Genomic DNA, 26981 nt, shown 5'->3' on the forward strand with positions numbered 1-26981 from the left:
CATGGACCCAACTCGCCTGAACGGGAAAAACATCCTGATCACCGGCGCCGCCCGCGGCATGGGCGCGGCCAATGCAGAGGCCTTCGCGGCGCAGGGCGCCAACGTCTGCATCGGCGATCTCGACCAGGACGCAGCGGGCGAAGTCGCCGACAAGATCAACGCGGCAGGCAACGGCAAGGCGGTTGCGGTCCGCATGGATGTCACCAAACGCGAAGACAACGCGGCAGCCGTCGCAGCGACGGTCGATGCGTTCGGCTCCATCAATGTCGGCCTCTTCAACGCGGGCCTGAACAAGCCCCGGTTCTTCATGGATATCGACGAAGACAACTGGGACATGATCATGAACGTCAACACCAAGGCGATGTGGCTGGGGATGCAGGAGACCGCCCGCCAGATGATCGCGCAAGGACCGATGGAAGGGCATCCCTACAAGCTCATCAACGTCGGCTCCATTGCCTCGCGCAAGCCGCTGGTGGACGTGACCGTTTACTGCACCTCGAAATACGGCTGCCTCGCGCTCACCCATTGCGGCGCCATCGGGCTGGCCGAGCACAATATCACCGTGAACGGCTATGCGCCCGGCGTCGTGGTCACGCCGTTGTGGGAGCAACTCGACAAAGACCTCGTGGACATCGGCTTCAAGGAAAAAGAAGGCCAAGCCTACGAAGACATCGTGCGCGACGCGCTCCAGATCAAGCGCGTGTCCTACCCGGAAGACATTACCGGCACCGCCTCGTTCCTTGCGAGCGACGACAGCGACTACATGACGGGTCAGATGATCCACATCGATGGCGGCTGGTGCATCCAGTAACGCCCTGATTTCAAAAGACATCACAACGAGGGTCGCCCAAACGACCCGGAGGAGAACCCAATGTCACGCGCCTTGATGCCGAACCTTCTGACGCCTGCCGATCTTGAACCCAACTGGGAATGGCGTGACCGTATCCCGGCCTGGGGTCACACCTCGGTCGACTTTGAGCGCCGGATCGACCACGACCGGCTGCGCCGCTACCGCCTCGCCCGTACCCGGCAGGCGTTGCAGGCCTCGAACGCGGGCACGCTGCTGCTCTTTGACGTGAACAACATCCGCTATGTCTCGGCCACCAAGATCGGCGAGTGGGAACGAGACAAGATGTGCCGCTTCTGCCTGCTGACGGGCGATGACAGCCCCTACGTCTGGGACTTCGGCTCGGCCGCGATGCACCACAAGCGGCATTCCGACTGGCTGGAGCCGGACCACTGCCTTGCCGGTGTCGTCGGCATGCGCGGCACGATCCCGCCAGAGTTCGGCCTGATGAAGAGATACGCCAAGGATATCGCGCGCCTGATCCGTGAAGCGGGCATGGCCGACATGCCGGTGGGCGTCGATTATGCCGAAACCGCGATGTTCCACGCGCTTAAGGAGGAGGGTCTCAACATCGTCGACGGCCAGCAGATCATGCTGGCGGCGCGCGAGATCAAGAACTGGGACGAGATTCAGCTGCTCACCCAAGCCGCGTCGATGGTCGATGGCGTCTACCACATGATCTACGAGGAGCTGAAACCGGGCATCCGTGAGAATGACATCGTCGCCCTGTCCAACAAGATGCTCTACGAGATGGGGTCGGACGACGTGGAGGCGATCAACGCCATCGCGGGCGAACGCTGCAACCCGCATCCCCACAACTTCACTGACCGTTATTTCCGCCCGGGCGATCAGGCGTTCTTCGACATCCTGCAAAGCTATCAGGGCTACCGGACCTGCTACTACCGCACGTTCAACATTGGCCGCTCGACGCCCGCTCAGCAGGACGCATATGTGAAAGCGCGCGAATGGATCGACGCGTCGATTCAGGCGATCAAACCGGGGGTGACGACCGATCAGGTGGCGAAGCTCTGGCCCAAGGCCGAGGAGTTCGGGTTCCCGAACGAGGACGCGGCCTTCGGGCTTCAGTTTGGCCACGGGCTCGGCCTCGCGCTGCATGAACGCCCGATCATCAGCCGCGCCGTGTCGCTTGATCACCCGATGGAGATCCAGACCGGCATGGTCTTCGCGCTCGAAACCTACTGCCCCGCCGCCGACGGCTACTCCGCCGCGCGGATCGAGGAGGAGGTCGTGGTGACGGAAACCGGGGTCGAGGTCATCAGCCTCTTCCCCGCCGAAGAGCTGCCCATCGCGAACCGTTATTGACCGGTGACGGCGCCGCCCGGCCCTGCGCCGGGCGGGTGCCCCACTTTCGGGAGGACATTATGGCCAAGGCCAAGGCAAAGACCAATACCGAGGAATACCTGCGCATGTATCGCCAGATGGTGCGCATACGTACGTTCGAGGACAACGCGAACCAGCTTTACCTCTCCGCCAAGATGCCGGGGCTGACGCATATGTATTCCGGCGAGGAAGCCGTCGCCGTGGGCATTTGCGAGGCTCTGACCGATGACGACCGCATCACGTCCACCCATCGCGGCCACGGCCATTGCGTCGCCAAGGGCGCGGAGTTCAAGGAGATGTTCTGCGAACTTCTGGGCAAGGAAGAGGGTTATTGCAGGGGCAAGGGCGGCTCGATGCACATCGCGGACCAGAGCCACGGAAACCTCGGCGCGAACGCCATCGTCGGCGGCTCGATGGGCATCGCCACCGGCTCAGCGCTCAGGGCCAAGTTGCAGGGCAAGGACGACGTCACCGTCTGCTTCTTCGGTGACGGCGCCACCGCACAGGGCCTGTGGTACGAGGTCATGAACATGGCCGCGCTGTGGAACCTGCCGGTTATCTATGCCTGCGAGAACAATGGCTATTCCGAATACACTCGGACCGACGAAATCGCCGCCGGCTCTATCACCGCCCGCGCCGAAGCTTTTGGGATCGAGGCGCACAAGGTCGACGGTCAGGACGTGCTCGCGGTCAACGAACTGACCCAAAAGCTCGTCGCGCGCTGCCGCAAGGGCGAGGGTCCGTTCTTCATCGAGCTGGAGACTTACCGCTACCACGGCCACCACGTCGGCGACATCAACCGCGAATACTACCGCGCCAAGGACGAAGAAAAGGACTGGCGCGAGAACCGCGACCCGATCACCCGGTTCCGCGCCTATCTCGTCGAACAGGGCATCGCGTCGGAGGACGACATCGAGGCGATGAATGCCGAGATCGAAAAGGACGCCGCCGAGGCGGTCGCCTATGCCGAGGCCGCGCCCTATCCGGACGTGTCCGAGGTCGACATGCACGTTTACGCGGACTGAGGAGAGCCCGATATGCGAGAGATCACCCTGTCCCAGGCCGTCAATGAAGCCCTGGCCGAGGAAATGCGCCGCGACGAGACCGTATTCATTCTTGGCGAGGACGTGGCGGAGGCCGGCACGCCGTTCAAGGTGCTGTCGGGCCTTGTCGAGGAGTTCGGCACCGAGCGTGTGCTCGACACCCCGATCTCCGAGCCCGGCTTCGTCGGCCTCGCCGTCGGGGCCGCGATGACCGGCGCGCGGCCCGTGGTCGACCTGATGTTCGGCGACTTCATTTATCTCGTGATGGATCAGCTCTGCAATCAGGCGGCCAAGCAGCACTACATGTCGGGCGGCAAGCTGTCGGTGCCGATGGTCCTGCGCACCAACATGGGGGCCACCCGGCGCTCGGCGGCCCAGCACAGCCAGTCGTTGCAGGCGCTCGTGGCCCACATTCCGGGGCTGAAAGTCGCCATGCCGTCCTCGGCCTATGAAGCCAAGGGGCTGATGAAGACCGCGATCCGCGACAACAACCCGGTCGTGATCTTCGAAGACAAGCTGATGTATCAGGACAAGGCCCCGGTGCCGGAGGAGGAATATCTCATCCCCTTCGGCGAGGCGAACGTGAAGCGCGAGGGAACCGACATCACCCTCATCGCCACGTCCTCAATGGTGCAGGTGGCCGAGAAGGCCGCCGAAATCCTGAGCAATGAGGGGATCGAGGCCGAGGTCATCGACCCGCGCACCATCGTTCCGCTGGACGAGGCGACCCTGCTGGAGAGCGTCAGGAAAACCTCCCGCGCCATTGTCATCGACGAGGGGCATCAAAGCTACGGCGTCACCGCCGAGATCGCCTCGCGCCTCAACGAAAAGGCGTTCTACCACCTCGACGCGCCGGTTCTGCGCATGGGCGCGATGGACGTGCCGGTGCCCTTCAGCCCCGCGCTCGAGGATATCACGGTGCCGACGCCCGAGGGTGTGGTCGAGAACGCCCGCAAACTCTGCGCCGGGGAGCTCATTCATGCCGCATGACGTGACGATGCCGCAACTCGGCATGGCACAGGACGCAGGCAAGATCGTGTCATGGCTCAAGTCCCCCGGCGACGCGGTCGCCAAGGGTGACGCGCTGTTCGAGGTCGAAACCGACAAGGCAACGATGGAGGTCGAGGCGCAGGCCGACGGCTTCCTCACCGGCGTATCGGCAAGCGCGGGCGAGGATGTGCCGGTGGGCGCGGTGATCGCGCGCATCTCCGACAGTGCCGAGGACGACGACCCGGCACCGGCCGCACCCGCGACGGAGGCCGGGTCCGAACCGGCCCCCGACGACCTGCCCGAGGGCCACCCGGTGACGATGCCGCAGCTCGGCATGGCGCAGGATTCCGGCGTGCTCGTAAGCTGGCAGAAATCCCCCGGCGACGCGGTCGCGGCCGACGACGTTCTGTTCGAGGTCGAGACCGACAAGAGCACGATGGAGGTCGAAGCGGGGCGTGACGGCTTCCTCGCCGCCACATTGGCCGAAGCGGGCGAGGACGTCCCCGTAGGCGAAGCGGTCGCGATCATATCCGCTGAGGCCCCGGACACGCCCGTCGCCCGGTCCCGCGCAGCGTCGTCTGCCCCGCCCCCCGCCGCACCGGAACCGGCGAAAGGGGATGACACGCCCGCCGCGCCGCCCAAGGCAAAGCCGCCGTCGCCCACACCGCCGGTGCCGTCGACGACCGGGCGCGTCCTCGCCTCGCCCAAGGCCCGGCGGCTCGCGCTCGAACAGGGGCTCGACCTGTCGCGGCTCGCCGAGGCGGGCTATCCCCAGCCTTTCCACGTGCGCGACATCGAGACGTTGAAAACCCTGCCTGACGCCACGCCGGCCCCGCAGGGGGCCACCGCCAGCCGCCGCCTCGTGGCCGAAACCGCAACGGACGGCTTGCCCGGCTTCATGGCCTGGGCCGCCGAAGCGCACGGGCTGACCGACGCCGACGCGATCCTCGCCGGGTTGGCCGCAGCCTCGCTCGCCGACCCCGGGCCGGTGGCGGTGGAACGTCACGGACAGAGCCGCACCTATGCCGGCCCCGCCGCCCGCGCCCTGTCGCAGGTGGCCGAGAGCGACGCGGCCCCCGCGCTCACCCTGCGCGACCTGCGCGGCTCGCCCCTGCGCACCGTCGAGATGGGGGGTGAGGACACGCCCGTCGTCACCCTCACCGGCGGCTCTGCCGGGCTCACGATCACGCTGGAATGCAGCCCGTCGCAAATGGACGCGCAGACCGCGATCCGACTTCTCACCGAGTTCGCAGGCCGGGTGGAGCAGCCGCTCCGCCACCTGCTCTGACCCACCGGAGGCCCGCATGGACTGCACCGATCTCTACATCAACGGCGAATGGCGCCCCGGCGCCGACCGTTTCGACGTCATCAACCCGGCAACGGAAGAGGTGCTGGCCTCCGTCGCCTCCGCCGACATTCCCGATGCCGACGCGGCGCTCGATGCTGCCGAGACCGCGATGGCCGACTGGGCCGCGCGCGCACCGCGCGAGCGCTCCGAAGTCCTGCGCCGCGCGTGGGAGCTCATGACCGCCCGTCTCGACCACTTCGCCACCCTCATCACGCTGGAAAACGGCAAGGCGGGCGTGGATGCGCGGGGCGAAGCCACCTATGCCGCCGAGTTCTTCCGCTGGTTCGCCGAGGAAGCGGTGCGCGCGGACGGGATGATCACCCACGCCCCCGCCTCGGGCGCGCGGATCATGGTGCAGCACAAGCCCGCGGGCCTCGCCGTGCTGGTGACACCGTGGAACTACCCGGCGGCGATGGGCACGCGCAAGATCGCCCCGGCGCTCGCCGCGGGCTGCGGCGTGATCATCAAACCCGCCTCGGAAACCCCGCTGACCATGCTCGCCCTCATGCCGCTGCTCGAAGAGGCGGGCGTGCCCAAGGGGCTGGTCAACGTCCTCCCGTCGCGCCGCACCGGGGCGCTGGTCGATCACATGCTGCACGACCCGCGCGTGCGGGTGGTGAGCTTCACCGGCTCCACCGGCGTCGGGCGCACCCTTCTGAAAAGTGCCGCCGACCAGATCCTGAAACCGGCGATGGAGCTGGGCGGCAACGCCCCCGTCCTCGTGTTCGAAGATGCCGACATGGACACGGCGATCGAAGGCACCATGCTCGCCAAGATGCGCAATCTGGGCGAGGCCTGCACGGCCGCCAACCGCATCTACGTCCACGAAGACATAGCCGAGGCGTTCACCCGCCGTCTGACCGAGCGCATGGCCGCGCTCAAGGTGGGCGACGGCACCGATCCAAGCGTGGACGTCGGCCCCCTCGTCAACGCCTCGACCCGCGACAAGGTGGCGGAGTTCGTGGCCGATGCGGTGGCCAAAGGCGCCAGGGTCGAATGTGGCGGCACGACCCCGGACGGTCCCGGGTTCTTCTACCCGCCCACGGTCCTGTCGAACGTCAGCGCAGATGCCGCCTGCGTCCATGACGAGATCTTCGGCCCCGTGGCCGCGATCCAGACCTTCACCGATCAGGAGGAGGCCATCGCGCGCGCCAACGACACCGAATACGGTCTCGTCGCCTATGTCTTCTCCGAGGACTTCAAACGCGCGCTGCAGGTCTGCGAACGGCTCGACTACGGCATGGTGGGGCTGAACCGCGGGCTGGTGAGCGACCCGGCGGCCCCGTTCGGCGGCACCAAGCAATCCGGCCTCGGGCGCGAAGGCGGCCACGAGGGGATGCTGGAGTTCATGGAAACCCAATACATCTCGGCAAGCTGGTAAGGGGGCGGACATGTCGGACACCATCGCCAGCCCCTCCACCCGCCGCCTCGCGCTCGAAAAAGGCGTCGACATCGACAGCCTTGCGCGCAAACTCGGTCGCACCACCATCGCACCCGAGGACATCGCGGGCACGACCAATGCCTCTGCCAGCTCCGGCGACACCTCCTACTGGGACGTGGACCACAGCCAGTTCGGCCCCGTCACCGAGGAACCGATGAGCCGCTTCGCGCAGGTCGCCGCGAAGAACCTCGCCGCCGCGCAGGCGCTCATCCCCGCTGTCACGCACCACGACCGCGCCGACGTGACCGCCATCGAAGCGCTGCGCGGGGCATGGAAGGCCGAGGCACAATCTCGTGGCGTCAAACTCACCGCGCTTGCCTTCCACGTCGCGGCGCTTGCCCGGTGCCTGCGTGCCTTCCCCCGCTTCAACGCCTCGCTCACACCGGATGGTGATACGCTGATCCTCAAGGATTTTGTCCATATCGGGATCGCCGTGGACACGCCCCACGGGCTCATGGTCCCGGTCATCCGCGACGCCGACCGCAAGGGCCTGTGGCAGATCGCGGGCGAGATCACCGACCTCGCCACCCGCGCCAATGCCCGCAAGGTCGGCCCGGACGAGATGGGCGGCGCCTCTATGTCGATCACCAATCTGGGCGGCATCGGCGGCACCGCGTTCTCCCCCATCGTGAACCCGCCAGAGGTCGCCATCCTCGGCATCACCCGCACCGAAACCGTCACCGTCTGGGACGGCGACACACCGCGGCCCGTCCCGATGGTGCCGCTGGACCTGTCCTATGACCACCGCGTGATAAACGGCGCCGACGCGGCGCGCTTCCTCGCCCGCTACGCCGACCTCATCGGGGAACCGCGCAACATGCTCGTGTAGCAAGGCCCAAGGCCGACGCGAACACACCTAATTTATTCGCGCCACCGATGCCTGCGGTGGCGTCTCCCCGGATTACTTGCGACACTCCGCCTTCGCGCCGAGGCGCGCGCACATCCGACGGAGGCTGCCATTCGGTTCCCGACCATCATCATCATGACCCTCGTCCTTTCAGCCGTGGGCCTGACCTATGAAATCGCGGCGGGCCGCGTGCTCGCCCCGTTCTTCGGCACCTCTCTGCTGACCTGGACCAGCGTCATCGCCACGGTCCTCGGGGGGTTCTCACTGGGCAACGCCATCGGCGGCTTCGTGGCGGAACGCCCCCGCGCGGTGGCGGTCGGCAGGGTCCGCGGCGCTCTGGTTGCGACGGCCGTCCTCATGGCCGTGACCCCCACGCTGCTCGGGTTGCTTCACGACATGGGGATGCGCGGCACCGGCGGCATGTTCGTGACCGTGATCCTCGTCTTCTTCCCGCCCTCGGTCTTCGTAACGCTCCCCTCGCCCTTTCTCGCTAAGGCCGCGATCGAGGCGCGACCGGGGCGCGAAGGATCGTCGCTCGGAATCGTGCTGGCAGCAGGCTCGGTCGGCGCGATCTTCGGCGCGATCCTCGCAGGCTTTGTGGCGCTGCCGCTCGTCGGCGCAACGGCGACTTTCGCGGCCTGCGGCGTGGCCGCCCTTCTGTGTGTCCCTTTCGTGCGAAACCGACCTACGGGTGACAAAACGTCAGAGAACCCCGGGCCGACGTCGACTGTGACCTTCGGCGCGGCGATCTTCGTGGCCTTCGCGGGGCTCGCCGGCAAACCGGCCTGCCAGTACGAATCCGGCCTGTCCTGTCTTCACATCGTCGAGCAGGGCCCTGAAATCCGGCTTTTCTCGGACGGCACGACACAGGCCGCAGAGCTGACGAACACAGACGACGAAGCGCCCGCCCAAGATCTGGCCCTTCCCTATACCCAATGGATGTGGTCGCGCCTCCAGCACGATCTTGGCCCGGCCCCAAAGGTGCTGTTCGTGGGTGGCGGGGGCTATACCCTGCCCACCGAACTCCTCTCGGCTGACCCGGACGCGCAGGCCATTGCGGTCGAGATCGACCCCCTCGTCACACAGGTGGTAGAGAAACACCTGCCACGCGCGGCGGCCGTAATCGCCCGCACCGCCTACGATCCCGCGAGCGGCGCGCCGAAAGAAACGGAACGCCTCGGCCTCGTCCATGCCGACGGGCGCGTTTACCTGAATGAAACCGCACACCGCTTCGATGCCGCGGTGATGGACGCGTTCTCGTCTGGATCGGTCCCCGCCCACTTGGTCACGCTCGAAACCTACCGGCGCCTGCGCGAGATCGTGGACGGTCCGGTCTACGTCAATCTGATCGACCGGCAGGACGGACCGCTCGCCCGCGGTGTCCATGCGATCCTGCGCGAGGTCTATCCCCATGTCATTGCCGTTCAGGGGCCGGTTAGCGAGCGTGGTCGCGCCAACATTCTGATGGCGGCATCGGACACCCCCATCGAGCCGCTGGAAGCTCTGCCGGAAGACTACGAGCTAACCCAAATCTCCGACTCCCGGCCCTTCACGGACGACCGCGGTTGGGTCGGACATCGTTAAGGTCATCTTGTGCGCTGGTGCCCGCGGCCGGACTCGAACCGGCACGGCATAAAGCCAAGGGATTTTAAGTCCCCAGTGTCTACCATTCCACCACGCGGGCCAGCGGGTCGGACCCTAGCCCAGCCGCCGCCATGAGGGAAGGCCGTCAGATGCCCTGGGCCGCCCGTTTTCGGGCCTTGGAGAATTTCATCCCCGGATCCGCCAAACGGTCCGTGGGACCAACCCAGGCATAGGCCAGGAGGCAGGGATCGTCGTCACCGGTCGTGATCCTGTGTTCCTCTCCCGGACGATTCAGGATGAGCGAACCGGGCGCATAGACGGCCAGCTGGTTTTCCGACCACGCCCCGGCGATCGAGATATAGCTCTCCTCGATCTCGAAATGGCTGTGCTGCGGGTAAGTCGTGCGCGGTGCAAACAGGACGAACCCCAGTGTCAAGCGTTCCGACACGACCGGACCACGCGGCCCCATCACCTCGCAATACGCGTATTTGCGGGCGAGGTGCGGCGGAACTTTTTCATACCCGTATTCCCAGGTGAGCAACGGCGCGATCCGCTCCATCGCCCGGCTCAATCCGAACATGGGCGTTCGCGCTCCAAGGTCGAAAGCGCGGTGAAGGTGCGCCGTCACCGGCTTTACCGCCGGGTCGCGCAGATGGACACGGGGGTTCCCGTCGACCACGGAAGAGAGCGTCTCGCGCACCTTTCGCCGGTGGCTGCGGATCGCCTTGGACCCGCCGGCCGACCCGTGGCGATAGAGCGCCTCGAATTCGTGCAACAGATACTGCCAGCCGGGGCTATCGCTCAGCCGAACGGCATCCGCTTCTTCCTGGGCTATCGCCGTCGTGTCCATCATCGCCCTCCGGTCGCGTTGAGCAGCACGAAAACCCAACACGGGGCGCGCGGCAATGATTCTCGAATGGGTCAGCGCGGCGCGCCGTAGGGCTCCGGGATCAGTCCGCGTTCCGGTAGCCAGGGATGCAGGTCCACTGCGGCCTTGAGAGCGTCATATCCCTCGTCCTCGCGCCCCATCTTGAGGAGCGTCACGCCTTTACCCGACAGCGCCGGGATATGGCGCGGCGCGATCTCCAGCGCACGTTCGATGTTGGTGAGCGAGGCGGTGTAATCCTCCTGACGAAAATAGACGAACGCGCGCTGGTTCCACGCCTCGGCCCAGGTCGGACAATATTCAACGAGCGCGTCGAATGCCTTCTGAGCGCCTTCGTAATCGGCCATCCTCATCCGCTCCAATCCGACGTCGAGCAACTCCCCCGACCATGTGTCCGGCGGCGCCTGCCAAAGCGCCCACATGTCGCGCAGCGCATCGCGGGCGACCATGTAGGTCTCGGCCTCCTGCCCTTCCCGGATCAGGGATGCCAGCGCCCCACCGGTATCCGGCCCCTCGGGGCAGGTTTCGGCGAAAACGGGGGTCGCGAACAGGAAGAGGGCAAGGACACGCATACACGATCGTCCCCGCAGGCGCCGGCCCGGTCAAGTCACGCCACCGCGAGCCGCTTGACGCCCCCGCGCGCATCGGGCCTTCTGCTCCCATGTTTCCGATCCGCGACCACAACCCGTCCGAGCGCACGCCCTATGTCACCTACGTTCTGGTGATCGCAAATATCGTCGTGTTCCTCGCGCAGCTTTCGCTGACCGACCGGGGGCTGGCGGAATATTTCTGGACATGGGGCGTGGTGCCGGATCGCGTGACGGCGGGGATCGGGCTCGAGACCGTGTTCACCTCGATGTTCATCCATTCGGGCTTCATGCACATTTTGGGCAACATGCTGTTCCTGTGGATCTTCGGCGACAACCTCGAGGACGAGCTGGGCCATGTCGGCTTTCTGATCTTCTACCTCGCCGCCGGGATCGGCGCCGCGGCGGCACAGATCATGGCCAACCCGGCCTCGCAGGTGCCGATGGTCGGGGCCTCGGGGGCCATTGCAGGGGTAATGGGGGGCTACCTGCTCCTTTTCCCCAAGGCGCGGGTGGACGTGCTGTTCATCTTCATCATCATTTTCAAGGTGTTCCCGATGCCCGCCTGGATCATGCTCGGCATCTGGTTCGGGCTACAGGTGTTCAACGGCGCGTCGACGCCGGGCGACGGCGGCGGCGTGGCCTATCTCGCCCATGTCGGCGGCTTCGTGGTGGGGTTCCTTTGGGTGTTGCCCAAGTGGCTGCGCGAAGGCGGGCCGGAATTCTGGCGCCGCACGCACGGTCATCCGCCGCATCCTGACGCGACCTATAGGCTGGGAACTTCAAACGTGCCGCGCGTCGGGCGCAGGCGCTAGACACACCGAAAGGGCGCGACCCCGCGCGCCCTGCGGCACCTCAACGGGGCCGGTCACTCCAGTCCGACGGACCGGTTCGAGACAACGCCGCTCACCTTGTTGGCCAACGTCGGAACAGAACTCGTAACAGAAAAACCAACAAACATACCGATCATCAGGATCGCCGCTGTCAACGCGACCCAGTCGACGGTTACAGCGCCGCTTTCGTCGCAGACAAAGCGACGCACAGAAATTCGGTAGACGCGCATCGGATGCACCCCTCTGAGTGGTTCAGCCGCGAAAATCGCAGGTAAACACGGCGGGAATGCGACCCTGCCATGCCCGGGGGATGGAGAATCCGTGCCGGGCCTCAGCCGCGGATGATCTTGGCGAACCGGTCGAAGAGCGGCTCGTTGGCGGCGATCACTTCGCCCGCGTCGATGACGCGCTCGGCCGGGTCAATGGCTTCGACGAACCCGCCCGCCTCGCGCAGGATGACGAGCCCGGCCGCCAGGTCCCACGCATTCAGGCGGCGTTCCCAGAACCCGTCATAGCGTCCGGCCGCGACATAGGCCATGTCGAGCGCCGCCGATCCCCAGCGCCGCACACCCGCGCAAGTCGGCATCAGCCGCGCGAGATCCTGGAGCGTTTCAGGCAGGTCCGAACGCCCGCCGAAAGGAAGCCCGGTCGCGAAAATCGCCTCGATCATATGGGTGCGGCCCGATACGCGCAGGCGTTGATCGTTCATCCATGCGCCCGTACCTTTTTCGGCATAGAACATCTCGTCCTTGGCCGGGTCGAACACCACGCCCGCGACGATCTCGCCCTTGTGCTCGAGCGCGATGGACACGGCCCAATGCGGCAAGCCGTGCAGGAAGTTGGTGGTGCCGTCGAGCGGATCGACAATCCAGCGCCGCGTCGGGTCGTTGCCCTCTTCACCACCGCCTTCTTCGCCCAGCCAGCCGTAGTTCGGCCGCGCCTCCATCAACTCGTCCTTGATGATCTTCTCGGCGGCGATGTCCGCGCGCGACACGAAATCCCCGGCCCCCTTCATCGAAACCTGAAGGTTCTCCACCTCGCGGAAATCCTTGACCAGCGACCGGCCCGCTTTGCGTGCGGCCTTGATCATGACGTTGAGATTGGCGCTGCCTTGCATATCGGGGCTCCTTGGTTCCGTGCGCGCTATACGCGCGGCGGCACGCGATGCCAAGGGGCGCGGTCCTGACGCGATCACTGGAACGGCGTTTTTTCGGGCGGTGGACAGCGCGCACGACATGGCTAGTGTCACCCGCATGACCACGCGCCAGATCCTTGTCACTGCTCCGAAGTCGTCGCTGTCCTATCTCGTGCAGGGCATACGCGACGTGGGCGTCGTGGACCTGAAGGTGATAGAGGCGGCGGACCCGCCCGGCGACGTCGTGCTCCTGATCCTCGCAGAAGACGGCAGCCGGCAGGATCTGCTCGACAGGATGCAGGCGGTGTTCGGGCCGGAGGACGAGGATTGCTGGCGCATCACGCTTCTGCCCATCGAGGCCACCGTGCCTCGGCTCGACGTCGAGGAAGAAGCCGAGAAGCCCAAGGAGCGGCGCGAATTCGCCTCCACAGGTCGGACGCGTGAAGAGATTTACGACAGCGTGTGGCGCAATGCCCGCACGGATCGCAACTACATCACCTTTGTCGTGCTCTCGACGATCGTGGCAGCGTTCGGGATGCTGGCTGATAACGTGGCCGTCGTGGTGGGGGCGATGGTCATCGCCCCCCTGCTCGGCCCGAACCTTGCCCTGTCCGTGGGGATCGCGCTTGGCGATGGGCAGCTGATGGCCAAGGCGCTGCGCACCAACCTCGCCGGAGTCGTCGTGGCGCTTGGCCTCAGCCTCGCCATTGGCCTGCTGTGGCCTCCCGATCTCGCCTCTCGCGAGTTGTTGAGCCGCTCTGCCGTCGGGTTCGATGGCATGGCCATCGCGCTGGCCTCCGGCGCGGCGGCGGCCCTGTCGCTCGTCACGGGCCTGTCGGCCGCCCTCGTCGGCGTGATGGTCGCCGTCGCTCTCCTGCCGCCGACCGTCGCCATCGGGCTTTTCGTTGGCTTCGGCCACCCTGACCTCGCCAACGGCGCGGCCACGCTGTTGGCCGTCAACGTGGTCTGTGTGAACCTCGCCGCCCAGACCGTCATGATCAGCCGGGGCATAACCCCGCGCACGTTTTATGAGAAGAAAAGCGCCAGCCGCGCCCAGTGGATCAGCGCCGCCATCTCACTGGGCCTGCTGGGCGTGCTGGCCGGCCTAATCTGGTGGCGGCTCCTCCATCCTGCTGCGTGAATCAGATGCCGGATAAAGGCGCGCGCCGACGGCACGCTCAGGCTCGCTGGAGCTTGACCGGCTCGGTCCGTGCCAGGCGCATCATGTGCGCAATGAATGGCTTGGCCACATCCTCGTCCCGCGTCGCGGCATACATCCGTTTCGTCAGCCCGCCTTCGGTAATCGGGCGGATGGCATAGTCGGGATTGCCCTTGTATTTGCCCAGCACCCAGTCGGGCAGGACGGTGACCCCCCGCCCTGCGGCCACCAGCATCAGGATCACTTCGGTCAGTTCCACCGGGCGCGTGCCGCGCGGCTCGACCCGCGCGGGTGTGAGGAGCTGCGTGAAGATGTCCAGCTTGGCCCGCTCCACCGGGTAATGCAGCACGATCTCCTCGGCAAAGTCCTCGGCCTCGATCCAGTCGTTCGCCGACAGCGGATGCGCGGAGGCGCAGACGAACATCGGCTCATAGTCGAACAGCGGCGTGAAGGTCACGCCCGGCAGCGTCACCGGGTCCGAGGAGATGACGAAATCCACCTCTTCGCGCCGCAGCGCCTCGATCGCGTCGAAAGCCAGCCGCATCCGGATGTCCACGTCCACCTCGGGCCAGGCGCTGCGGAACCCGTCGAGAACAGGAAACAGCCAGTCGAAACAGGCGTGACATTCGATGGCGATGTGCATCCGCCCCGACCGGCCCGACTGCATCGCGCGAAATTCCTCTTCGACGGCCGAGACCTCTGGCAAGATGCGCTCGGCCAGACGCAGAAGCTTGATCCCGGCGGGCGACAGCTTCATCGGCTTGGAGCGGCGCTGAAACAGCTCCATCCCCACCTGCTCTTCCAACCCCTTCACCTGATGAGACAGGGCCGATTGCGTGATATTGAGCATGTCTGCCGCGCGCGCGAGACCGCCTGCCTCGTGAATGGCGCGGATCGTGCGCAGGTGCCGGAATTCCAGATACATTGTGAGCCGTCCTCATATTCTTCGTGAATATTATGAATTTGTCTCACAGAAGCCAAGCCCCTAGCTTCATCTCAACGCCAACGGATGAGTCTGTCATGAAAACGCCCCGCATCTCCTTCGAATTCTTCCCGCCCAAGAACATCGAATCCACCTTCCGCCTGTCCGACACCGTCCGCGACCTCGCGCCGCTGGACCCGTCGTTCGTGTCCGTGACCTACGGCGCAGGCGGAACCACGCGCGAGCTTACGCATGACGTGGTGGCGACGATCCACAAGAATTACGGCCTGAACGTCGCCGCGCACCTGACCTGCGTGAACGCGACCCGCGCCGAAACGATGGAGATCGTGGACAACTACGCGCGCGCCGGCGTGTCCGAGATCGTGGCCCTGCGCGGCGACCCGCCCAAAGGTTCGTCCGGGTTCACAGCCCATCCCGACGGCTTCGCCAATTCCGTTGAACTGATCGAGGCGCTGGCCACGCGCGGCGACATGAACATCCGCGTCGGCGCCTACCCGGACCCGCACCCGGAGGCGACGTGCGACACCTCGGACGTCGACTGGCTCAAGCGCAAGATCGACGCGGGCGCGACCAGCGCGATCACCCAGTTCTTCTTCGACGCCGAGACGTTCTTTCGTTTCCGCGACAAATGCGAAAAGGCCGGGATCGACGCACCGATCATCCCCGGCATCCTGCCGATCCAGTCCTGGTCGGGGGTAAAGAAATTTGCCGCGTCCTGCGGCACCCCGGTCCCTGTCTGGCTCGACGAAGCCTACACCCGTGCCGAACGCGACGGGCGCGACCGGCTCCTGTCCGTTTCCCTGGCGACAGAGCTTTGCACCGAGCTGCTCGAAGGCGGGGTCGAGGATCTGCATTTCTACACGCTCAACAAGACCGATATGACCCGCGACATTATCCACGCCCTCGGCGTGACCCCCAAGGTGACCCTGCAACAGGTCGCCTGACCCACCCACCACTCATCGAGACGTGAAGGCCGCGCCCCGGAACCGGGCGCGGACTTTTCCTGTTGGACCTAAGACACCTGACAGAAAGGAGCACGTCATGAAGGACGCTGCCACCAACGGCCAGATCACCACGATCAACCCGGCGACCGAAGCGCCGATCACCGATTACGACCTGATGACAAAGGACGCGGCCTTCGACGCCGTCGAGAAATGCCACGGCGCCTTCCTCGACTGGCGCCACCGGAGCCCCGGCGACCGCGCCGGGGTCATCGCCAAGATCGGCGAGGCACTGCGCGGATCCAGCGACGAATTCGCCAAGCTGATGACCGAGGAAACCGGCAAACGCATCGCCGACGGCAAAACCGAGATCGAGTTGTGCACGGCGATCTGCGACTGGACGGCAGCGAACGGCCCGACCGAACTCGCCGACGAAGGGCGCGACGTGCCCAATGCGAAGAAGGGCGTCATCACCTATGCGCCACAGGGGGTGATCTATGGCATCCAGCCGTGGAACTTCCCGGCCTATCAGGTCGTGCGCTATGCCATCGCGAACCTCATGGCGGGCAACGGCGTGCTGCTGAAACACGCCTCGAATTGCACCGGTTCCGGGCTGTTCCTGCGCGATCTGTTCGAAAAGGCGGGGCTTCCGAAAGACCTGTTCACTGTGCTGGTCATCGACCATGACACCTCGGACGACGTCATCGCCCATGAGCGTGTGCGCGGCGTGACCCTGACCGGCTCCGCAAGCTCGGGCTCGCATGTCGCGGCCAAGGCGGGCGCGGCGCTCAAGAAGACGGTCATGGAACTCGGCTCCAACGACGCCTACCTCGTGCTCGAGGACGCGGATATCGAGCTTGCCGTGAAAACCTGCGTGATCGGGCGCATCTACAACAACGGCCAAACCTGCGTGAACGCCAAGCGGTTCATCGTGACCGAGAAGGTCTACGACCAGTTCATCGAGGCCTATGTCGAGGCCATGTCCAAGTTGCCGATGGGCGACCCAACCGATGGCGACACGAAGCTCGGCCCGATGGCGCGCGAAGACTTGCGCGACGACCTGCACAAGCAGGTGCAGACCTCCGTGGGCAACGGCGCGACCGTACGCTGCGGCGGCGAGATCCCCGACCGAACGGGCTTTTACTACCCGGCCACGGTGTTGACCGAGGTGGAACCCGGCCAGCCCGCCTATGACGAGGAGTTGTTCGGCCCGGTCGCAAGCGTCATCCGCGCCAAGGACGACGAGGACGCGATGCGGATCGCCAACGACAGCCGCTTCGGCCTCGGCGGTGGCATCTTCTCGAAAGACAGCGACCGCGCGCTGCGCTTGGCGCGCGACCATTTCGACACCGGCATGGTCTTCATAAACGGCTTCAACGTTGCGACGCCGAACATGCCGTTCGGCGGGGTCAAGGATTCAGGCTACGGCCGCGAGCACGGCGGCTTCGGCATGAAGGAATTCGTGAACGCCAAGGCGATGATCGTGAATTGAGGTTTCGCCCGCTGACGCGGGCGACCCATGCGGGGGCGCTGCCCCCGCGCCCCCGAGGTATTTCCGGACCGAAGAAGAGGGGCCGCGTCAGGCAGAATGCTCGACGCGGCCCTTGTCCGTAAGGTCGTAAAGTCCTGTATCCACCCGAGCGAACCAGCCAAGATGGTTCAGATACATCATGCGCGTGGCCTTCGCGACGCCGGTGGCCTTTGCTATCTCGGCGCCCTTCGCAGGCCCGTGGGCTGCAAGGTGAGCCGCGATGCGCGCGCAATCCTGTTTGTAGGCCGTCATAACCTGCCCGCGGACACCGCCCAGGTTCGGGTCGCCCTCACGGCGCGCGAATTCCGACAGGAGCCGGTCCCGGCGCACTTTGGATTTTCGCGGGCGAAATTCGGACGGGTCGGCATGGACCTGCACCGCGCCGTCGGCCAGCCTCACGGACAGCACGCCCAGTCCCAGCCGCTTGCACAGACCGACATTTCCCTTGAACGCACGCCACCCGGCCCGGCCCGCCCAGCGCGGCACGGCGACATAGACGTTGTCCGTCACCGCTTGCCGCGCGACCGCCTGTTGCAGGAGAGTGAGAGAGAAGCCCGCCTTGAGCTCCACCACCACCGGATCGCCGCCGTCGCGGACCGCCATGACGTCCACCGGCCCGATTTCGGCCTTCACCTCGTATCCCAGTGCCTCGAGCCACGCCTTGACCGGCGCGTAGAGGTCTGTCTCCGCCACCCTGCCCATGTCCCCTGATAGCGCGGGCAGACCATGCGGCAAAGGGGGACGTGACATCCCCGGGCCACATCGCTATAGGTCGCGCGAATTTTCAACGCGACAAGGGACAGCGCCACATGACCACTCTCGTTTTCGGCCACAAATCGCCCGACACCGACTCCACCGGATCGCCGCTGATCTGGTCCTGGTATCTTAACGAGGTCAAAGGCGAGCCGGCCAAGGCCGTGCTGCTCGGCCAGCCCAACACCGAGGCCGCTTTCGTCCTCGACCGCTGGAGCCAGTCGACGCCGGACATCATCGACGGGGTCGAGACCGGACAGCGCTGCGTTGTGGTGGACACGAACAACCCCGCCGAACTTCCCGCCACGATCAACGAGGCCGATGTCGTTCAGATTATCGACCACCACAAGCTGGTGGGTGGGCTGGAAACCAAGGGCCCGATCGACATCACGATCCGCCCGGTCGCCTGCACCGCCACCATCATGTACGACCTGATGGGCGACGACACGGCGAAAATGCCGGAGGAAATCAAGGCGCTGGCGCTGTCCTGCATCCTCTCGGACACGCTGGAATTCCGCTCGCCCACCACCACCGACCGTGACGTGGAGGTGGCCAGGACGTTGGCCTCCGAACTGGGTATCAACATCCCCGACTACGCCGCCGAAATGTTCGCTGCCAAGTCGGACGTGAGCGCGTTCTCGGACGCCGAGCTTCTGCGCATGGATTCCAAGGAATATGAAGTCGGCGGCAAGAAATTCCGTATTTCCGTGCTCGAGACCACCGCGCCGAAGATCGTCATGGACCGCAAGGACAGCCTGATGACTTCGATGGAGGCGGTGGCGTCCGAGGATGGTGTGGATCAGGTGCTCCTGTTCGTGGTCGACATCCTGAACGAAGAGGCGACGCTGCTCATCCCGAACGACCTCGTGAAGTCGCTCTGCGAAAAGAGCTTCTCGACCTCGGTGTCCGGCGATACGGCCGTGCTGCCGGGCATCGTGAGCCGCAAGAAGCAGATCATCCCGAACCTCTCGCTCTGAAGCGCAGGGGACTGAAACGACAAGGGGCGCCCGCTGGGGCGCCCTTTTTTCGTGGGCGGCGGGACGGAATGCCGACCCGACGCCGTCAGTTCACGGAAACGGGGTTGTAGCCGCTCGCGATCACTCGCTTCATGCCACCTTCGACCGATACGATCCGATTGGGGATACGATCCGCCAGCACCTGCGCCGCCGCCCGTGTGCGGTTACCGGAGCGGCAGACAAGGATCAGGTCACGTCCATCGGCCAGCGCCGGGCCGACCTGCGCCAGGAACCGCTCAGGGTCCGAAAAGGTGAGAAGCACCGCATCCTCGATCACCCCGGTCTCGGCCCATTCGGGCGGTGTGCGTATATCGACGATCAGCCCGCCGGTCTCACGCATCTGATCGACCGTAAGGAAGGTCTGTTCGAACGGCGGCTGTCCTCCTGCCCGGACGGCGAGGCCGACGCCTGCAGTAATCCCGATACCAGCGATCCCGATCAGCATCGCGCGACGATTGAGTGCGGCCATCTCTGTCTCCTGCATGACATTCAGTGGCCGATATATGTCCTCACGGCGTCCGCGAACACCGCCCCCCGGTGCGCTGCGGCGATGCGCCACGCGCCGCCCGGCCCGCGCGCCCCGTCCGCTTCGCCCTTGATCCCTGCCCGGCCCCCGCCTACTCGTTTCCCCGACACCGCCCAAACCCGAGGACCGCACCCCGTGACCCAGATCATCCGCTCGCTCGCCGACCTGACCGACCGCTACGACGTGCTGCTGTGCGACCTGTGGGGCTGCGTCCACAACGGCCGCGAGGTCTATCCCGAGGCCATCCCGGCGCTGCGGGCCTTCCGCGCGGCCGGCAAGACGGTTGTCCTTCTCACCAACTCGCCCCGCGACCGCGAAGGGGTGGCCGAACAGGTCGCCACGTTCGGTCTGCCGGACGATTGCTGGGATACGATCGCGAGCTCGGGCGACGCGGCGCGCGCGGCGATGTTCATGGGCGCGGTCGGCGCAAAGGTCCACGTCATGGGCGAACAATCCGGCGACGGCTTTTTCCGCCCCATGGAAATTCTCGACGCGCCCGTCCCGATCGAGCGGGTCGCCATCGACGCGGCAGAGGGCATCGTCTGCCTCGGCCCCGATGACCCGATGGCGGATCCGGAGACCTGGCGCGCCGACCTGCTTTACGCCAAGCAAAAGGACATGAAGCTCCTCTGCGCCAACCCCGATATTGTCGTGGACCGGGGCGAGGAGCGCGAGTGGTGCGCGGGTGCCGTGGCCCGGATGTATGCGGAAATGGGGGGCGAGAGCCTCTATTTCGGCAAGCCGCACCCCCCGATTTACGACCTCGCGCGGCGCCGGCTCGCCTCCATCGACCGGACGGCGCCGGATTCCCGGATGCTCGCCGTCGGTGACGGCATCCAGACCGATATCAAGGGCGCGCTTGGCGAGGATATCGACAGCCTGTTCATCACCGGCGGCCTCGCCCGCGTGGAAACAGGCACCGGGACCGACCCGGACCCCGACAAGCTTGCGCGCTATATCGAGTCGGAGATGGTCACGCCGACCTACGCCATCGGCGCGCTGCGCTGACACCCTCACGACTTTCCCCGGCAATCTGACAACGCGGTGTCTCCGGTGGGCCACGCGCGATTGCGTGCCGTCCGTTTTGGGTCTTGCTTTCTGCACCCGCAAAGCAATATTGTTACCCACAGCCGACAATTCGGCACCAATTGTTACCCGGAGGATTCCATGTTGGACAACTTCCCGCGCGGCACGATCTGCATCGAAGACCTTGAGATCGGCATGTCCCGCCACCTCACGAAAGAGGTCACGGACCGCGATATTGAGCTCTTCGCGGAGGTCTCGACCGACCGGAATCCCGTCCATCTCGATGATTCCTACGCGATGGACACGATCTTCGAGGGCCGCATCGCCCACGGGATGCTGACCGCCGGCCTGATCTCGGCGGTAATCGGCGAGCAGCTTCCAGGCCATGGCACGATCTACATGGGCCAGAACCTCAAGTTCCTCGGCCCTGTGCGCCCCGGCGACGTCGTGCGCGCGGAGGTGACCGTGATGACCATCGACTACGGCAAACGCCGTGTCACGCTCAATACCGAATGCACCGTCGATGGTAAGCCCGTGCTGCGAGGCGACGCCACCGTGCTCGCCCCCTCCAAGAAATTCGACTGACCCCGGTTTCCCCTGCGAACTGATCCGGCACGGCACCTTTTCCATTGTGTTCGGGCGATAGCTGAATAATCAGGAAGGGCGTCCCCACTGACGCCCCATCCCGAGGCTGCCCGAGAGACCCGCCATGAAGTATCGCGCCGAGATCGACGGGCTGAGGTCCCTCGCCGTGATCCCGGTCGTGCTGTTCCACGCGGGCAGTTCGCTGTTCAGCGGCGGTTATGCCGGTGTCGATATCTTCTTCGTCATCAGCGGCTACCTCATCACCACGATCATCATTGCCGAGCTTGCGGGCGATGGATTCAGCATCCTGCGCTTTTATGAACGCCGCGCCCGCCGGATTCTGCCCGCGCTTTTAGTCGTAATGGCGGCCAGCATTCCGGGGGCGCTCTGGCTGATGCTCCCGGACATGTTGCGCGACTTCGCGAGGAGCCTTGTCGCGGTCAGTCTGTTCGCGTCCAACATCCTGTTCTGGCAGGAATCCGGCTACTTCGCCCCGGCGGCCGAGCTCAAGCCGCTCTTGCACACATGGAGCCTCGCCATCGAGGAGCAGTTCTACCTGTTCTTTCCGCCGCTCCTGATTTTGCTCTGGGGGCTCGGGCGCCGGGCGGTCCTGGTCTCGCTCGCCGCCCTGTTCATCGGCAGCCTCGCATTGGCTCAGGTCGCGTCGCAGGCGATGCCCACCGCGAACTTCTACCTCCTGCCCACGCGGGCATGGGAGCTTCTCGCAGGCAGTTTCTGCGCCTTCGGCTATCATCGTCTGCGCGCGAACCAGTGGCTCGCGGCCCTTGGCCTGCTCCTGATCGTCGCCACGCTTTTCGCCTATGACGGTGACACGCCGTTTCCAAGCCTCTACACGGTCCTGCCAGTTGCAGGCGCCGTGCTGGTCATCCTGTTCGCACGGGGCGGAACCCCAACCGCCCGCCTGCTGGCGCTGCGTCCCTTCGTCTTCGTCGGACTGGTCAGCTACAGCTTTTACCTCTGGCACCAACCGCTGTTCGCGTTCGCGCGCATCCACGCGGGCGGCGATCCAGCGCCGGGCCTGCTCTATGGGCTGGGCGCATTAGCCTTTCTCCTCGCCGTCCTGACCTGGCGCTTCGTCGAGACCCCGTTCCGGGCCCGACCGCACCCAGCGATGCCTGCACGGAGAACGCTGTTCGGGGCCTCCGCCGCAGGTGCCGGCGCCTTCATCCTTGTCGGACTTGCGATCGTGTTCACCGGTGGCCTGGCGCATCGCAGCTCGCTCGACCCCGCGCTCTACGCCCAGGCGACGCAACTGCCCGAACGGGACCACGGGGGCTGCTTCTATTCGGTCGACAAGCGCCCGGAACTGCCCGTGGGGGCCGAGGGCCTCAACTGCCGACTTGGCGATCCGGACGGCGACACCCGTGTCCTCGTCTTTGGCGATTCATTCGCCGGACAATACGACCCGTTCTGGGATTCCGTCGGGCGCGAGATGGGCCTCGACATCCTGTCCGTCTCCACGAATTGGTGCTTTCCGGCCCTGGATGAAACCTTTCCGGTGCGCGGGCGCGGACGCGCGTTCCGGCAATGCATGCTCAACCGGGCCTGGCTGTCCGAGAACCTGGACCGTTTCGACACCATCGTCTTCGGTGGCCAGTGGGCGACTGCGATGCGGCAGGAGCAGATGAACGCTGTGGCCGACGCGATCAGCGCGGTCCTCGCGACCCCACACACGCAGGTCGTGTTCCTGCCCTCCCCGCCCGCGTTCTACAGGCTGTCGGTCGAAACGTCGCTCTTTCGTGGGCAAAACCTTCTGCACCCGGATGAAAAAGCCCGACGCGACGCGCAGGCCGGCATGGACGTGCTTCGCGATATCGCGGCGCATAACCCGCGCGTCGATGTCCTTGACCAGGCGTGGCTTTTCCCAGAGAGCCGCGCGCCGGGCCTGACCGCGGACGGCCTGCCCTACGCGCTCGACGGCGCGCATGTCAGTCTCTATGGTATCCGCGCCCTGACTGATGCATTCCTCGCGACCGACACGGGGCTGGCGCGGCTGGCACCGTTCTTTGCTCCCGGAACCGGCGAGCCTCAGAACCGATAGGACATCGAGATTTCGACGGTCGGCGCGGCCCGACCGTGGTGGTAGCTCATGATCGGGTGGGCATAGAGCGCCCCGTCGATCTTGAAATCCCCGTAAGACCACCCGGCGCCGAAGCTCGGCACCACCGGAATCGGGAGCCGGATGTTTCCCCGGTTGTTGAAGTTCGCCTTGGTCACCCGCAGCGCCCCGCCTCGCAGGGACCAGCCAGCGTCGAACCTGTATTCGGCGCCGGCATAGACCCCCCGGATATCCACATTTCGCCTGCCATAAGTGCCCCGGAACTGCCGGTAGCCAGCCGTCAGCAACAGCCGGTCGGTCGCCTGCCACGCCGCTTCGGCATTCTACGTCATGGGCAGCCGCGCGACCGTGTTGGACGAGCGCACCTGGCCATTCGTGATCGTGACCATCGAGGCGTGGAGGAAGGTGTTGATGTCGTTGGCCGAGACCGCAACCTTGAACCGGTCGGAAAAGCGAAACGCCGCCCCCGCGCTGACAGACACCGCGTGCGCTTCCACCCGGTCGGCCCGGAACCGGCCGTTCTTGGCGTTCACGCCGCAGGTGTTCGTGCGACAGTCGATGATGTCCACCGCGACGCCAAGGCTGAAGGCATCGCTCGCGACGGGCGACACCCCGGCGGCGAACCGGCGCACCAGCGTCTTCGAATCGATCACCCCGTCATAGGTCCCCTGCAATCCCGGCAGGAGCAGCCGCAGAAAAACGCTCTGCGGATCGGTCGCCGCGAACGCGCCGGTCGAGCGGGCATGAACGCGGGGAAAGCTGGCATAGCCCAGCGTCAGGTTCAGACCCAGCGGCTCAAGCAAGGTCACGGGCAACGTGGCCCCGAAGAAGGAATAGGGCCGCAGCTCGGCGTTGAGCTGGCGCGTGACCGACAGCATGGGACGGTTCAGTCCGGCCAGAAGCGCAGGGTTGTAGTAGATCGCGTGCGGATCGTTGGCGATGGCCGTGCCACTCCCGCCCATTGCCAGAGCGCGCGCGCCCACGGCGGCGGCCACGTCTGTCCCTTCCGCCACGAAGGTCCGGCCCTGCCCGGTCGCATGTGTCACGCAACCAAGGGCGATCAACGCCGCGGCCAGTGCCGCCCGAAAACTCCGCATTTGGTGCCCGTCCCGGTCAATGTCCCGCCGTCACGTTAGCCGCAGCGCAGCGCGCCGACCAGCGCGCAACACCTTGTCCCGGCGCGAGACTTCCACGATCATGCAGACATGACACAGGGCCCTCGTTTCACCCCGCTCGCCGACAGCCTCCCCGCCTCGGTCCCCTTCGTGGGACCGGAAACGCAGGAGCGCGACCGCGGCCGCCCCTTCGCAGCGCGCCTCGGCGCGAACGAAAGCCTGTTCGGCCCCTCGCCCAAGGCCATCGAGGCGATGGCTCTCGAGGCGTCTGAGACATGGAAATACGGCGATTCTCTCAGCTTCGACCTGCGGGCCGAGCTTGCCGCTCGGCTTGGGATCGGGGCGGGACATATCATGGTGGGTGAAGGCATCGACGGGCTTCTGGGCTACCTCGTGCGCCTCACCGTGGGGGCGGGCGACAAGGTCGTCACCTCGCTCGGGGCATATCCCACGTTCAACTACCATGTCGCGGGCTTCGGCGGCGACCTCGTCACCGTACCTTACCGCGACGATCACGAAGACCCCGACGCGCTGATCGCCAAGGCGCGCGAGGTCGATGCCAAGCTCATCTACATCGCCAACCCCGACAATCCGATGGGAAGCTGGCACGATGCCGCGCGGATGCAGGAGATGATCGAGGCCGTGCCGGACGGCACGCTCCTGATCCTTGACGAGGCCTATCTGGAATTCGCGCCCGAAGGCACTGCGCCCCTGATCGACCCAGATGACCCGCGCGTGATCCGGATGCGCACGTTCTCAAAGGCCTACGGGCTGGCCGGTGCGCGCGTGGGTTATGCCCTCGGGGCCGAACCGCTCATCACCGCCTTCAACAAGATCCGCAACCATTTCGGCATGGCCCGGATTTCGCAGGCAGGAGCCCTGGCCGCGCTGCGCGACGACGACTGGCTGGCGGACGTTCAGGCGCGCGTTTCGGCCGCGCGCGACAGGATCGCCGGCATCGCGGCGGCGAACGGCCTCACCACCCTACCCTCCGCCACGAATTTCGTTGCCGTGGATTGCGGGGCGGACGGCGATTTCGCGCGTCGGGTTCTGGCGGAACTGGTCGCCCGCGACATTTTCGTGCGGATGCCCTTCGCCGCGCCGCAGGACCGTTGCATCCGCGTCTCGGTCGGCACCGAGCGAGACCTCGACGCCTTCGAAGCCGCCCTGCCCGAAGCCCTCGCCGCCGCCCGCGCCTGAGCCGCCTCAGCCCCGCGCGATCACGTCCGCCGCCGCGCCCAGCGCGCCGTTGCCATGCGGGATATCAAGCGCCCGCAGCCCGGCCTCGATCACGCCCAGCGCACCCAGGATCATGTGCGCGTTGACGTGGCCCATGTGACCCAGCCGGAAGAACCCGTCCCCCTTCGGATCGTCCGGCGCCGACATGCCCAGCCCGATGCCGAGCGTCAGCCCCCCGTTCGTCTCGACCCAGCGCCTGAGCCGCGTGCCGTTATCCGCGCCCAGCGCCAGCGCCGTCACCGCCCGCGAGCGGCGCTTGGGGTCGGCCACGTTGATCTCCATCGGCCCGCCCTGCCCCCAGGTCTCGAACGCGGCCCATGCGGTGCGCGCGAGCAGGTCGTGACGGTGCCAGACCGCCTCGACCCCGCCCTCCTCGGCGATCAGGTCGAGCGCGGCGCGCAGGCCGAGCAGATGATGGGTCGGCGCGGTGCCGCCGAAATACTGGTAAAACCCCTCGGGCGCGACACGCGGCCGCCAATCCCAGTAGTAGCTCACGCCATTGTTCTGCCGCGCCTTCGCGCGCTCGTTGAAAAAGACGAAGCCCAGCCCCGGTGGCGTCATCAGCCCCTTCTGGCTGGCCGCCACCATCACGTCCACGCCCCAGTCGTCCATCTCGAACCGGTCGCAGGCGAGCGAAGCGATGCAATCGACCATCAGGAGCGCCGGGTGGCCCGCCCGATCCATCGCCGCGCGCAGCCCAGCGATGTCGTTGAGCACCCCGGTCGCCGTATCGGTCTGCACCGTCAGCACCGCCTTGATCCGGTGGTTCGTGTCGGCTCGCAGGGCCTCTTCCACCCGCTCGGGGTCCAGCGCGGCCTTGCGCCCGAAGTCGATGACCTCGGTTTCGATACCCATGCGGTTGCAGATCGTGCCCCAGAGCGCTGCGAACCGCCCCGTGGCGAGGACGAGCGCCGTGTCGCCCGGCGCGAGCACGTTCATCGCGGCGGCCTCCCACGCGCCATGCCCGTTGGCGATATAAATCGCCACCGCGCCCTTCGTGCGCGCCACGGCCTTCAGGTCCGGGATCATCCCCGCGACCACGTCCACCAACTTGCCCTCATAGATATTCGGTGCCGAGGTATGCATCGCGTTCAGCACACGTTCCGGCGACACGGACGGCCCGGGGATGGCAAGGTAATCGCGACCAGAAGACAGGTTCATGTGAGGACTCCGACTGACCGCGAA

General features: G+C 65.9%; 27 protein-coding genes and 1 tRNA gene. 17 read left to right on the forward strand and 11 right to left on the reverse strand.

Annotation, left to right across the window (positions count from 1 at the left end; all coding sequences use genetic code 11):
• Window position 1 precedes the first annotated feature (1 nt).
• The 8 genes from B2585_RS18495 to B2585_RS18530 all read left to right on the forward strand — a co-directional run bounded on the left by B2585_RS18495 (window position 2) and on the right by B2585_RS18530 (window position 9441).
• Window positions 2-811: an SDR family NAD(P)-dependent oxidoreductase gene (locus tag B2585_RS18495; protein ID WP_292025412.1), complete on the forward strand. Its 810-nt coding sequence runs from the start codon at window positions 2-4 to the stop codon at window positions 809-811.
• A 60-nt stretch (window positions 812-871) separates the two neighbouring features.
• Window positions 872-2170 carry a M24 family metallopeptidase gene (locus B2585_RS18500; RefSeq protein WP_292025413.1) on the forward strand — a complete coding sequence of 433 codons (1299 nt, stop codon included), beginning with the start codon at window positions 872-874 and terminating at the stop codon, window positions 2168-2170.
• Window positions 2171-2229: 59 nt separating this feature from the next.
• On the forward strand, window positions 2230-3213 hold the full coding sequence (locus B2585_RS18505; RefSeq protein WP_292025414.1) for a thiamine pyrophosphate-dependent dehydrogenase E1 component subunit alpha: 984 nt from the start codon (window positions 2230-2232) through the stop codon (window positions 3211-3213).
• 12 nt (window positions 3214-3225) lie between these two features.
• Entirely contained in the window at window positions 3226-4221 is a 996-nt protein-coding gene (locus B2585_RS18510; protein ID WP_292025415.1) for an alpha-ketoacid dehydrogenase subunit beta, read from the forward strand.
• A complete protein-coding gene (locus B2585_RS18515) occupies window positions 4211-5509 on the forward strand; it encodes a biotin/lipoyl-containing protein (protein ID WP_292025416.1) in 1299 nt (432 codons plus the stop codon). The genes B2585_RS18510 and B2585_RS18515 overlap by 11 nt, the downstream gene beginning before the upstream one ends.
• Before the next feature lie 16 nt (window positions 5510-5525).
• Window positions 5526-6950, forward strand: coding sequence for an NAD-dependent succinate-semialdehyde dehydrogenase (locus tag B2585_RS18520; protein WP_292025417.1), 1425 nt, complete (start codon window positions 5526-5528; stop codon window positions 6948-6950).
• Between the two features lie 10 nt (window positions 6951-6960).
• Window positions 6961-7839, forward strand: coding sequence for a 2-oxo acid dehydrogenase subunit E2 (locus B2585_RS18525; protein ID WP_292025419.1), 879 nt, complete (start codon window positions 6961-6963; stop codon window positions 7837-7839).
• A 153-nt stretch (window positions 7840-7992) separates the two neighbouring features.
• Window positions 7993-9441: a fused MFS/spermidine synthase gene (locus tag B2585_RS18530; protein ID WP_292025420.1), complete on the forward strand. Its 1449-nt coding sequence runs from the start codon at window positions 7993-7995 to the stop codon at window positions 9439-9441.
• Window positions 9442-9456: 15 nt separating this feature from the next.
• Here the strand turns inward: B2585_RS18530 and B2585_RS18535 are convergent.
• The 3 genes from B2585_RS18535 to B2585_RS18545 all read right to left on the reverse strand — a co-directional run bounded on the left by B2585_RS18535 (window position 9457) and on the right by B2585_RS18545 (window position 10899).
• Window positions 9457-9541: transfer RNA gene (locus tag B2585_RS18535), tRNA-Leu, on the reverse strand.
• A gap of 45 nt (window positions 9542-9586) precedes the next feature.
• Window positions 9587-10291 (reverse strand): dimethylsulfonioproprionate lyase family protein, encoded by a 705-nt coding sequence (locus tag B2585_RS18540; protein ID WP_292025421.1) that lies wholly within the window; start codon window positions 10289-10291, stop codon window positions 9587-9589.
• Between the two features lie 71 nt (window positions 10292-10362).
• Window positions 10363-10899 (reverse strand): tetratricopeptide repeat protein, encoded by a 537-nt coding sequence (locus B2585_RS18545; protein WP_292025422.1) that lies wholly within the window; start codon window positions 10897-10899, stop codon window positions 10363-10365.
• A gap of 89 nt (window positions 10900-10988) precedes the next feature.
• On the opposite strand from B2585_RS18545, the gene B2585_RS18550 reads away from it, so the two are divergent.
• Complete coding sequence (locus tag B2585_RS18550; protein ID WP_292025423.1) at window positions 10989-11729, forward strand: rhomboid family intramembrane serine protease; 741 nt, start codon at window positions 10989-10991, stop codon at window positions 11727-11729.
• Window positions 11730-11782: 53 nt separating this feature from the next.
• Here the strand turns inward: B2585_RS18550 and B2585_RS18555 are convergent, their stop codons facing one another.
• Both B2585_RS18555 and B2585_RS18560 read right to left on the reverse strand, forming a co-directional pair.
• On the reverse strand, window positions 11783-11977 hold the full coding sequence (locus B2585_RS18555) for a hypothetical protein (RefSeq protein WP_292025424.1): 195 nt from the start codon (window positions 11975-11977) through the stop codon (window positions 11783-11785).
• A gap of 101 nt (window positions 11978-12078) precedes the next feature.
• On the reverse strand, window positions 12079-12864 hold the full coding sequence (locus B2585_RS18560; protein WP_292025425.1) for an inositol monophosphatase family protein: 786 nt from the start codon (window positions 12862-12864) through the stop codon (window positions 12079-12081).
• A gap of 136 nt (window positions 12865-13000) precedes the next feature.
• On the opposite strand from B2585_RS18560, the gene B2585_RS18565 reads away from it, so the two are divergent.
• Entirely contained in the window at window positions 13001-14023 is a 1023-nt protein-coding gene (locus B2585_RS18565) for a TIGR00341 family protein (RefSeq protein ID WP_292025426.1), read from the forward strand.
• Between the two features lie 37 nt (window positions 14024-14060).
• On the opposite strand, the gene B2585_RS18570 is transcribed toward B2585_RS18565, so the two are convergent.
• On the reverse strand, window positions 14061-14966 hold the full coding sequence (locus B2585_RS18570; protein ID WP_292025427.1) for a LysR family transcriptional regulator: 906 nt from the start codon (window positions 14964-14966) through the stop codon (window positions 14061-14063).
• Window positions 14967-15061: 95 nt separating this feature from the next.
• Between B2585_RS18570 and metF the strand changes: the two genes are divergently transcribed.
• Entirely contained in the window at window positions 15062-15928 is an 867-nt protein-coding gene (gene metF, locus B2585_RS18575) for a methylenetetrahydrofolate reductase [NAD(P)H] (protein ID WP_292025428.1), read from the forward strand.
• A 97-nt stretch (window positions 15929-16025) separates the two neighbouring features.
• A complete protein-coding gene (locus tag B2585_RS18580) occupies window positions 16026-17417 on the forward strand; it encodes an NAD-dependent succinate-semialdehyde dehydrogenase (RefSeq protein ID WP_292025429.1) in 1392 nt (463 codons plus the stop codon).
• Between the two features lie 87 nt (window positions 17418-17504).
• On the opposite strand, the gene B2585_RS18585 is transcribed toward B2585_RS18580, so the two are convergent.
• Window positions 17505-18158 (reverse strand): DUF2161 domain-containing phosphodiesterase, encoded by a 654-nt coding sequence (locus B2585_RS18585; RefSeq protein ID WP_292025430.1) that lies wholly within the window; start codon window positions 18156-18158, stop codon window positions 17505-17507.
• A gap of 107 nt (window positions 18159-18265) precedes the next feature.
• On the opposite strand from B2585_RS18585, the gene B2585_RS18590 reads away from it, so the two are divergent.
• The gene (locus B2585_RS18590; RefSeq protein ID WP_292025431.1) at window positions 18266-19186 is read left to right on the forward strand and encodes a manganese-dependent inorganic pyrophosphatase; all 921 of its coding nucleotides are present in this window, start codon (window positions 18266-18268) and stop codon (window positions 19184-19186) included.
• Window positions 19187-19271: 85 nt separating this feature from the next.
• Here B2585_RS18590 and B2585_RS18595 read toward each other — a convergent pair whose 3' ends face one another.
• Window positions 19272-19694 (reverse strand): rhodanese-like domain-containing protein, encoded by a 423-nt coding sequence (locus B2585_RS18595; protein ID WP_292025432.1) that lies wholly within the window; start codon window positions 19692-19694, stop codon window positions 19272-19274.
• A 192-nt stretch (window positions 19695-19886) separates the two neighbouring features.
• Here B2585_RS18595 and B2585_RS18600 point away from each other — a divergent pair, with 192 nt between their 5' ends.
• The 3 genes from B2585_RS18600 (at window position 19887) to B2585_RS18610 (ending at window position 23424) form a co-directional block, all read left to right on the forward strand.
• Window positions 19887-20759, forward strand: coding sequence for a TIGR01459 family HAD-type hydrolase (locus B2585_RS18600; protein WP_292025433.1), 873 nt, complete (start codon window positions 19887-19889; stop codon window positions 20757-20759).
• Between the two features lie 159 nt (window positions 20760-20918).
• Complete coding sequence (locus B2585_RS18605) at window positions 20919-21362, forward strand: MaoC family dehydratase (RefSeq protein WP_292025434.1); 444 nt, start codon at window positions 20919-20921, stop codon at window positions 21360-21362.
• 124 nt (window positions 21363-21486) lie between these two features.
• Entirely contained in the window at window positions 21487-23424 is a 1938-nt protein-coding gene (locus B2585_RS18610) for an acyltransferase family protein (RefSeq protein WP_292025435.1), read from the forward strand.
• On the opposite strand, the gene B2585_RS18615 is transcribed toward B2585_RS18610, so the two are convergent.
• Together B2585_RS18615 and B2585_RS18620 are read right to left on the reverse strand one after the other, a co-directional pair.
• Window positions 23412-23729: a hypothetical protein gene (locus B2585_RS18615; protein WP_292025436.1), complete on the reverse strand. Its 318-nt coding sequence runs from the start codon at window positions 23727-23729 to the stop codon at window positions 23412-23414. The two genes, B2585_RS18610 and B2585_RS18615, sit on opposite strands and share 13 nt — an antisense overlap.
• A 36-nt stretch (window positions 23730-23765) precedes the next feature.
• On the reverse strand, window positions 23766-24539 hold the full coding sequence (locus B2585_RS18620; protein WP_292025437.1) for a hypothetical protein: 774 nt from the start codon (window positions 24537-24539) through the stop codon (window positions 23766-23768).
• 108 nt (window positions 24540-24647) lie between these two features.
• Between B2585_RS18620 and B2585_RS18625 the strand changes: the two genes are divergently transcribed.
• Window positions 24648-25757: a pyridoxal phosphate-dependent aminotransferase gene (locus B2585_RS18625; protein WP_292025438.1), complete on the forward strand. Its 1110-nt coding sequence runs from the start codon at window positions 24648-24650 to the stop codon at window positions 25755-25757.
• A 6-nt stretch (window positions 25758-25763) separates the two neighbouring features.
• On the opposite strand, the gene B2585_RS18630 is transcribed toward B2585_RS18625, so the two are convergent.
• Window positions 25764-26957, reverse strand: a complete 1194-nt coding sequence (locus B2585_RS18630; protein ID WP_292025439.1) for a pyridoxal-phosphate-dependent aminotransferase family protein — start codon at window positions 26955-26957, stop codon at window positions 25764-25766.
• Window positions 26958-26981: the final 24 nt, after the last annotated feature.

Origin of the sequence: Maritimibacter sp. UBA3975 (assembly GCF_002384975.1) — a bacterium.
GTDB lineage: Bacteria > Pseudomonadota > Alphaproteobacteria > Rhodobacterales > Rhodobacteraceae > Maritimibacter.